At 54.5% G+C, this 8,069-nt stretch carries 6 protein-coding genes; 2 read left to right on the forward strand and 4 right to left on the reverse strand.

Translation table 11 applies throughout. From position 1 onward, the window contains the following. Positions 1 to 63 precede the first annotated feature (63 nt). Complete coding sequence (locus tag AC6R0R_RS08885) at positions 64 to 831, forward strand: type II secretion system protein N (RefSeq protein WP_500626430.1); 768 nt, start codon at positions 64 to 66, stop codon at positions 829 to 831. Between the two features lie 198 nt (positions 832 to 1,029). Here the strand turns inward: AC6R0R_RS08885 and envZ are convergent, their stop codons facing one another. From envZ to AC6R0R_RS08905, 4 genes are all read right to left on the reverse strand, one after another. Then, complete coding sequence (gene envZ, locus AC6R0R_RS08890) at positions 1,030 to 2,361, reverse strand: two-component system sensor histidine kinase EnvZ (protein WP_500626431.1); 1,332 nt, start codon at positions 2,359 to 2,361, stop codon at positions 1,030 to 1,032. Between the two features lie 78 nt (positions 2,362 to 2,439). Continuing rightward, complete coding sequence (ompR, locus tag AC6R0R_RS08895) at positions 2,440 to 3,159, reverse strand: osmolarity response regulator transcription factor OmpR (RefSeq protein WP_500626432.1); 720 nt, start codon at positions 3,157 to 3,159, stop codon at positions 2,440 to 2,442. A 164-nt stretch (positions 3,160 to 3,323) separates the two neighbouring features. Then, positions 3,324 to 3,809 (reverse strand): transcription elongation factor GreB, encoded by a 486-nt coding sequence (gene greB / locus AC6R0R_RS08900; protein WP_500626433.1) that lies wholly within the window; start codon positions 3,807 to 3,809, stop codon positions 3,324 to 3,326. 43 nt (positions 3,810 to 3,852) lie between these two features. Next, positions 3,853 to 5,802, reverse strand: a complete 1,950-nt coding sequence (locus AC6R0R_RS08905) for a putative ATP-dependent zinc protease (RefSeq protein WP_500626434.1) — start codon at positions 5,800 to 5,802, stop codon at positions 3,853 to 3,855. 240 nt (positions 5,803 to 6,042) lie between these two features. Here AC6R0R_RS08905 and AC6R0R_RS08910 point away from each other — a divergent pair. After that, the coding region (locus AC6R0R_RS08910; RefSeq protein WP_500626435.1) for a Tex family protein at positions 6,043 to 8,069 on the forward strand (2,027 nt) is incomplete at its 3' end.

Below are 8,069 nucleotides of genomic sequence, written 5' to 3' on the forward strand. Positions count from 1 at the left end.
ATAGAGGCAAGCAAGAGGGCGTAGTAGACGTGCGCCGCTTACAGTTGGTAAAGGGGTAGAGGGATGAAAAAACGGCTTCTGCTCGGCGCAGGTTTACTCGGTGTATTTGGCTTGAGCGCGTTGGTGCACATGCCGGCATCGTTTGTTTATCACACCTTAGGCCAGTATGCCGCCATCCCAGCGCAGCTGCGTGTCGATGGCATTCAAGGCACCCTTTGGCAAGGGCGCGCGGCGCAAGTGCGTTGGCAGCGCTACGATTTGGGCGCAGTGAATTGGTCGCTTGATATCGGCGCGCTTTTCAGTGGCCGCTTACAAGCGCAAGTGCGCGTGGGCCAAGGCGGCGGCCTTGTCGTGGGCCGCGGCACACTGGGTCTCAATCGCCAAGGCGCATTCGCACAAAACGTGGTGGCCAGTCTCTCCGTTGAGAAAATCACACCTTGGCTACCTCGCCCACCCGTACCACTCGATGTGCAAGGGCAGGTGGAGTTCAATATCCAGCACTGGGATTATCAAGCGCCGTGGTGCCGCTCGGCGAAAGGCAGCGTGGTGCTCAATACTCAAGGCGTCGGCACGCCGATCGCCGAATTAACCACAGGCCCTGTTGTCGCGCCGTTTACTTGTCAAGACAGCGCGCTGAGCGTCGCAGGCAATCAGCAAAGCGATCAGGTCGAGAGCGCCTTCACGCTCGATCTTACCCCCGATCGCCGCTACCAAACCCGCGCCTGGTTCACACCGCAACCCAACTTCCCCCCAGCACTCCAAGAGCAGCTAAAATGGCTCCCTGCGCCAACGGACGGAAAGTACGCGTTTGAATATGGGGGGAGGTGGTGAAGTTTTTAGTTCCTAGTTTCTAGTGCCTAGTTCCTAGTTCCTAGTTCCTAGTTCCTAGTTCCTAGTGCCTAGAGGGTGATTTCTAGGGACTAGGAACTTGTTTTCTCTAGGCACTGTTTTCTCTAGGAACTAGGAACTTCTTTTTCTAGGCTCTTACCTCTAGGAACTAGGAACTTCTTTTTCTAGGAACTTATTTTCCTAGGCACTTCTTTTTCTAGGCACTCCGATTTCCACCGGAAAACTCAACTGCACTTTTAATCCGCCGCCGCTGCGGTTATTGACGATCACCGATCCGCTGTGTTGGCTCATGATACGTTTGACGATGGCAAGGCCCAGTCCGGTGCCTTCGCTGCCGCGGGCGGTGTCGCCGCGGGTGAAGGGTTCAAATAATTTGCCGATGTCGCTTTGCTTGATGCCGGGGCCGTTGTCTTCAATGGATACCCAGGCCAGTTTGCTGTCGGCGGTCATGCCGGTAGAGATTTTCACCCAGCCGTTGCCGTAGCGGACGGCGTTGACCACGAGATTGCTGATCGCTCGTTTAATGGCAATCGGGCTGCCGCTGATCGGCTTGAGCGCTGGGTGCCAATGGGTGTCGATTTCCATCTCATAGCCGCCCTCTGCGCTGGCGACGTCACTGGCAATCTCATTGAGTGCCACCTCAACAAACGACTCTTTATTCACCGGTTTAAGGTAATCCATAAACTGGCTGATGATTTCGTTGCACTCTTCGGTATCGCTGATGATACCTTCAGCCAAGTAGCTGTCTTCGGGCGACATCATTTCAGTGGCAAGGCGAATGCGCGTCAGCGGCGTGCGTAAATCGTGGCTGATCCCTGCCATCAGCAGCGCGCGATCTTCTTCGAGCGCCTGAATCCCCTTTGACATCTGATTAAACGCTCGTGTGACCGAGCGGATCTCTGAGGCGCCTTGCTCCACCAGTGGCGGTGGGATTTCACCGCGACCCACCACCTTGGCCGCTTTTTCTAGTGCGATCAGCGGACGGTTTTGTAAGCGAATAAACAGCCAGCATCCAGCAACAATCAGCAGCGCCATGATGACGCTGTTGCGAAATAGGGGCGTGAAATCCTCTTCTTGCAGCTCAGAGAGCGGGATGCGCAGCAGCGAGCCGGGCAAGGACTCGATCTTCATCCACAGCACGTAGCTGTCAGTGCCAAGCATCATCCGCACGTCGGTTGCCGAGCCTAGCTCTTGGCTCATCTCCTCGCTCATCAAATCGATGGTCACCGCATGCTCGTACTCCGCAGCAATCGGGCTGTTTTCGGCGTGGATGGTAACACCAAGCTGCTCAAGCACTCGGCGACGCAGCGGCGCGTCCATATCGAGCTCACTGTCCAAGTTTTGTGTATCGTCGAGCATCAAATTGATCTCATGGCCGAGGATCTTATTGAACTGCTGCAAACTGGGCATCAACGCATAGTTGAATACGGCGTAATAGGAGTAGACTTGGCTGGCAATCAGCAAGGTCAGAAAGATGAGAATCGATTGAGTGAATGAGCTGCGAATGCGCATGGGGTTTTCCTAGCGGGTCCGAAGGGTGGCTAGGGGGTGGGGAACGCCTTGGGTAGGCGCGCCCCGATCTCTAGCCGCTTAGGCATCTTTGCCATCCGGGACAAAGACATAACCTAAGCCCCAAACGGTTTGAATGTATCTTGGCTTGCTGGGATCGACTTCCAACATGCGTCGCAGACGTGAAATCTGAACGTCGATGGAGCGCTCCATCGCGGAGTACTCTCGGCCGCGAGCCATGTTCATCAGTTTATCACGCGACATCGGCTCGCGCGCGTTGGTCACGAGCGCTTTGAGTACCGCAAACTCGCCCGAGGTTAACGGCATCGCTTCCTCGCCGCGGTACATTTCACGCGTGCCGAGGTTTAAGCGAAACTCACCAAACTCAACAATCGACTCAGCAGAACTTGGCGCGCCTGGCAGCTCGACTGTTTGGCGGCGCAGCACCGCTTTAATGCGCGCCAACAACTCACGTGGGTTAAACGGCTTAGGCAAATAGTCATCGGCGCCCACTTCGAGGCCCACGATGCGATCGATTTCATCGCCTTTGGCGGTGAGCATCAGAATCGGTAGTGAGCTGCCGGCATTGCGCAGACGGCGACAAATCGACAAGCCATCTTCACCAGGGAGCATAAGGTCGAGCACCATCAAATGAAAGTTCTCGCGGGTTAATAAACGATCCATCTGTTCGCTGTTGGCGACACTGCGTACCTGAAATCCCTGTTCAGACAAGTAACGTTCTAACAATGCACGCAAACGGGCATCGTCATCCACGACGAGGATTTTGTGATTTTCTTGCATGTGTGAATCCACCTATGTCATTCCAATGCGACCGAGTCGATTTGAGTGGGCGCACAGTAAAATGTAACAGAGCGCCGCGCAAAGTGGTGCAAAGAATTGTTAGCGAGTATGACTTTTTTGATATTAAACCGGATCTTAATCGTAGGGTCGGTGAGAGACGCGTATCAACATTCAGGCTTCTGGTAGCTGATGGCGTTAATGAACCACTCTTTATCGCCCTCAGGGGTGCGAACGGTGAATTCGTCATCGACCTCTTTTTTGAGGAGCGCGCGCGCCATCGGTGAATCAATGGAGATGTAATCTTTGGCGTCGCCATAAATTTCTTCCGGCCCCACAATTCTGAATGTTTTGACCTCACCCGCTTCATTCTCAATCTCGACCCACGCGCCGAAGAAGACTTTACCTTCTTGTTGCGGCGAGTAGTCAACGATGGTCACCTCAGGGAGAAACTTGCGAAGAAAGCGCACTCGGCGATCGATTTGGCGAAGCAAGCGTTTGTTGAAAGTGTAATCCGCGTTCTCAGAGCGATCGCCAAGGCTGGCCGCCCAGGTGACTATTTTGGTTATTTCCGGACGTTTTTCATTCCATAAATGGTCATGCTCTGCTTTGAGCTTGTTGTATCCTTCGCGGGTGATGAGTTTTGTTTTCACTGCTGTAATCCAAGTTATTGAACCGCTTTACCGGCCTATTATATTACTCGCTGCTTGGCTTTTTCGTCACTAGATAGTCATCATCACTGCTGACCACCACGCCATATTTGAGGAAGTTCTTGCCCAAAATCATGCTGTAGTGGAAGCGGTCGCGGTCTTGCAAATTGACGCGAATCTTCTTCTCTAGCTCGCCGAGCTTGACGCGCATTTCCACCACTGGACGCACGTTGGCTTGCTCGCCTTTTTTGGCGCGCACGCTCATCTCATGCACCACCGGCAGGGTGAAGGTCTTTTTATCACCCTGATCGTTTTCATAATCGAAACGCACCATGGCTTGACCATCACGTTCAAAGCGCTCGATGTTTTGCGCGTTCAGTGAGGAAACATCAGCGCCGGTATCGAGTTTCACTGGGAAGGTGAGCCCTTCCACTTGCGCGACTTCAATGTGGCCGGCTTTAAACAGCGGGTAGCGGCTGAGTAATTCTTCACTGCGAGTGTTGATCAGCACGCCACCCTCGGTCATGTTGCGGCCGATGATAAAGTGCTCGTGCGGTTCTTTATCGCCAAGCACCTCAATCGCGTATGGCAGCTCCACCTCTTGCCCTTTTAACATAAACGAGCCAAACACCACTGGGCGCGTAGTCTCCCCGACTTTGAGTTTTTTATGGATCGGTTTGGAGAACTGCTTAGCCTCGCCCTTGTTGTCATTGAGCCCGCTTTTGCTGTCATTGAGATAGTAAGTGACCCACTCTTTGCCGTTTTGTTGATAGGTCTCAAAGCTGGCGACTTTCAATAGCGGTGTGCCCACCGTCCAAGAGACCTCGGCGGGTAGGGCGATACCATCGAGCAGCAGCGTTTCTTGCCCCGTGATTTGAAGCGCCGCTTGCGCTTGACGACTCGAGAGCGTTTGCGCTTTGCCGGCCAATAGATCCGTCGCGCTTGGGTCAATCACAAAGTGCTCGCTGAGCGTCTGTTTACCGAGGCGAATGTCACTGCTCTTGTGGTGGCGATCGGTGAGATACACCAGCCACTGCTGACTCTGTTGCTCGCCGAGAGTGACAGGCACGTAGACCATAGGGCGCGACTTGCCGCTCACCTTAAGCGTGCGAATCACCGGGCGAGTGAGCGTTTTGCGCTCGCCTTGTGGGCCTTCAATCGTAAAACGCACGTGCATGCCATCGTCACTGACGTCAATGTCACTGGCATCGAGCGCACTGTAGGCGGCGTTTAACGAGTAGCTGACGTGCTGCGCCACGCCGTCAATCTCTACCGTCTCTTTGCGGCCAATCATCTGCGCGCTGTTCCACGTTTGCAGATGGTCGGCGCCGGCAAACACCCAAGCGTGACCTTTGAGGAACGTTTTACCAATCAAGATTGGCGCTGAAAACTGACTGCGATCGGTTAAGTTGACGTCGGTCTCCACCGTCGTGCCGGCGATGGTCAGCGGCACATTGACCGTCGGGCGCAAAATGGGCTCTGCGCTGGAGCGGCTGCGAATCACGCCGACACGCTCGAGGGGTAGAGCCAAGGTGACGCGCTCTCCGCTATAGGGGTGAATGATGGAAAAGCGCACGCTGACTTGATACGGCTCAAACACCGCTCGGTTCCAATCGTTGTAATTAATGTCGCGCACTTGCTCGACGTCTTTGACCAGCGCGCGCATCAAGTCTTCATCTTGCCACTGGGCGTAGTCCGGATGTTGGCTGGAGACGTGAATATCGATGGCGTGCATCGAGGTGGTGTCCGCGCCTGTATCAATTTTGCCGGCAAAGGGCACCCCTTCAAGAGCGGCTTGCCCTTGCTCATCTTTGACGCTCAAGGTGACGTTTTCGAGTCGACCGAGCACCAATGTTTCCTCGAGGCGGGTGATGGGCGCATCAGTGGTCGCGTCGATGCGCGTATCAAATGTGACGTAGGCGGCGTCTGCCAGCGCATACGTCGGCGCCAACAGGGAAAGAAGCGTTAAGGAGAGACTGAACCAGAGTTTTTTCATCGCATTTCCATCATGATTAGTGAATGTCACTCGTTGAAATGAGTGAGAGGGGTGCTGAGTGATTAAGTTCGTGACGTTTTCTAGTTCTGACACAATTTTCACACAATTGCCAACCAGTTTGGCGACTATCTTGACCTTGATACTGTTTGAGGTGCGATGCGTCTCGAATGGAAAATCGTTGCATTTCATCGTGCACACCCCAATATATCGCCCATTAAAGAGAAAAATGAGAGCCAACGGATGAGCCAAGCACTCTGCCAATTGATCGCTCAGGAGTTGAATGTTCGCCCTGAGCAAGTCGTGTCTGCCGTCAAGCTGATTGATGATGGCAACACGGTGCCGTTTATCGCCCGTTACCGTAAAGAGGTGACCGGCGGACTCGATGATACCCAACTGCGTACCCTAGATAGCCGCTTATCTTACCTGCGTGAGCTGGATGACCGACGTCAGACCATTCTGAAATCGATTCACGATCAAGGAAAGCTCACCCCGGAGCTGAAAGCGCAGATAGAACAAGCGGACAGCAAAACCCGCCTCGAAGATTTATACCTGCCTTACAAACCTAAGCGTCGCACCAAAGGGCAAATCGCCATTGAAGCGGGGCTCGAGCCGCTCGCCGATGCCTTGTGGCATCATCCTGAACACGATCCAGAGCGTGAAGCGCTGCGCTACGTCGATGAAAGTAAAGGGATTGCCGACAGCAAAGCGGCGCTCGATGGCGCGCGCGCTATCGTGATGGAGCGTTTGGCGGAAGACGCCAGCTTACTGGAAAAGGTGCGCGCCTACTTAACCCGCCACGCCGAGTTGGTCTCACGCGTTGTTGAAGGCAAAGAGCGTGACGGTGAGAAGTTTAAAGATTACTTTGATCACCGCGAGCCGCTCGCCAAAGTGCCGTCTCACCGCGCCTTGGCGATGTTGCGAGGCCGCAATGAAGGCTTCCTCACGCTGACCATGGACGCAGACCCTGCCCAGGAAGAGGGCGTGCGTCAATCCTATTGCGAAACCCTCATCGCCGATCACTACGGCTTGTCACTGAGCGATGCCCCTGCCGATGGATGGCGCAAACAAGTGGTGAGCTGGGCATGGCGCATCAAAATTGCCATGCATATGGAAACCGAACTGATGGGCGCATTGAAAGAGCGCGCAGAGATCGACGCTATTGAAGTGTTCGCCACTAACCTAAAAGATTTGTTGATGGCCGCACCGGCGGGTCCGCGCGCGACACTCGGTCTCGACCCGGGTCTGCGCACCGGCTCCAAAATTGCCGTGGTGGACGCCACAGGTAAAGTGCTGGCCACTGAGACCATCTATCCGCATCCACCACAAAACCAATACGACAAAGCAGGCCAAGTGGTGGCCGCGCTGGTTAAGCAGCATCAGGTGGACTTGATTGCGATCGGTAACGGCACCGCCTCGCGTGAGACGGACAGCTTTGTCGCGGATCTGATCAAGCGCTATGGATTGAAAGTGCAGAAAATCATGGTCAGTGAAGCGGGTGCTTCGGTTTATTCGGCGTCTGAGTTGGCGGCGAAAGAGTTCCCCGATCTGGATGTATCGCTGCGCGGCGCAGTGTCGATTGCGCGTCGCTTGCAAGATCCTTTGGCTGAGCTGGTGAAAATCGATCCTAAATCGATTGGTGTCGGTCAGTACCAACATGACGTGAGCCAAGCGATGTTGGCCAAGCGTTTGGACGCGGTGGTGGAAGACTGTGTGAACGCGGTTGGTGTCGATGTCAATACCGCCTCACCGGCGCTTTTGACGCGCGTGGCGGGCCTAAGTAGCACGCTGGCGCAAAACATTGTCGAATACCGCAATGAACATGGCCGATTTGATACGCGCAGCGCCTTGAAAAAAGTCGCGCGTTTGGGGCCCAAAGCGTTTGAACAGTGTGCCGGTTTTTTGCGCATTATGGATGGCAAAAACCCACTTGATGCGTCAGCGGTACACCCAGAGGCGTACCCTGTGGTGAAAAACATCGCAGAGAAAAATGGCGTGTCGCTTCAATCGCTGATTGGCGACAGTGCGTTCCTGCGCGATCTGCGTGCGGTGGATTACACCGATGCGCATTTTGGTTTGCCAACGGTGACCGACATCATCAAAGAACTCGACAAACCGGGCCGAGATCCTCGCCCTGAGTTTAAAACCGCGACCTTTGCTGAAGGCGTCAACAAAATCACCGATCTGGAACCGGGTATGGTGCTGGAAGGGGTGGTGTCGAACGTGGCCAACTTTGGCGCCTTCGTCGACATTGGCGTACACCAAGATGG

The organism is Vibrio sp. R12-SW3-ISO1, from assembly GCF_059834005.1.

Excerpts from the sequence above, each read along its gene's own strand:
- AC6R0R_RS08885 (WP_500626430.1), top strand. The coding sequence starts at position 64 with ATGAAAAAACGGCTTCTGCTCGGCGCAGGTTTACTCGGTGTATTTGGC.
- envZ (WP_500626431.1), bottom strand. The coding sequence starts at position 2,361 with ATGCGCATTCGCAGCTCATTCACTCAATCGATTCTCATCTTTCTGACC.
- ompR (WP_500626432.1), bottom strand. The coding sequence starts at position 3,159 with ATGCAAGAAAATCACAAAATCCTCGTCGTGGATGACGATGCCCGTTTG.
- AC6R0R_RS08905 (WP_500626434.1), bottom strand. The coding sequence starts at position 5,802 with ATGAAAAAACTCTGGTTCAGTCTCTCCTTAACGCTTCTTTCCCTGTTG.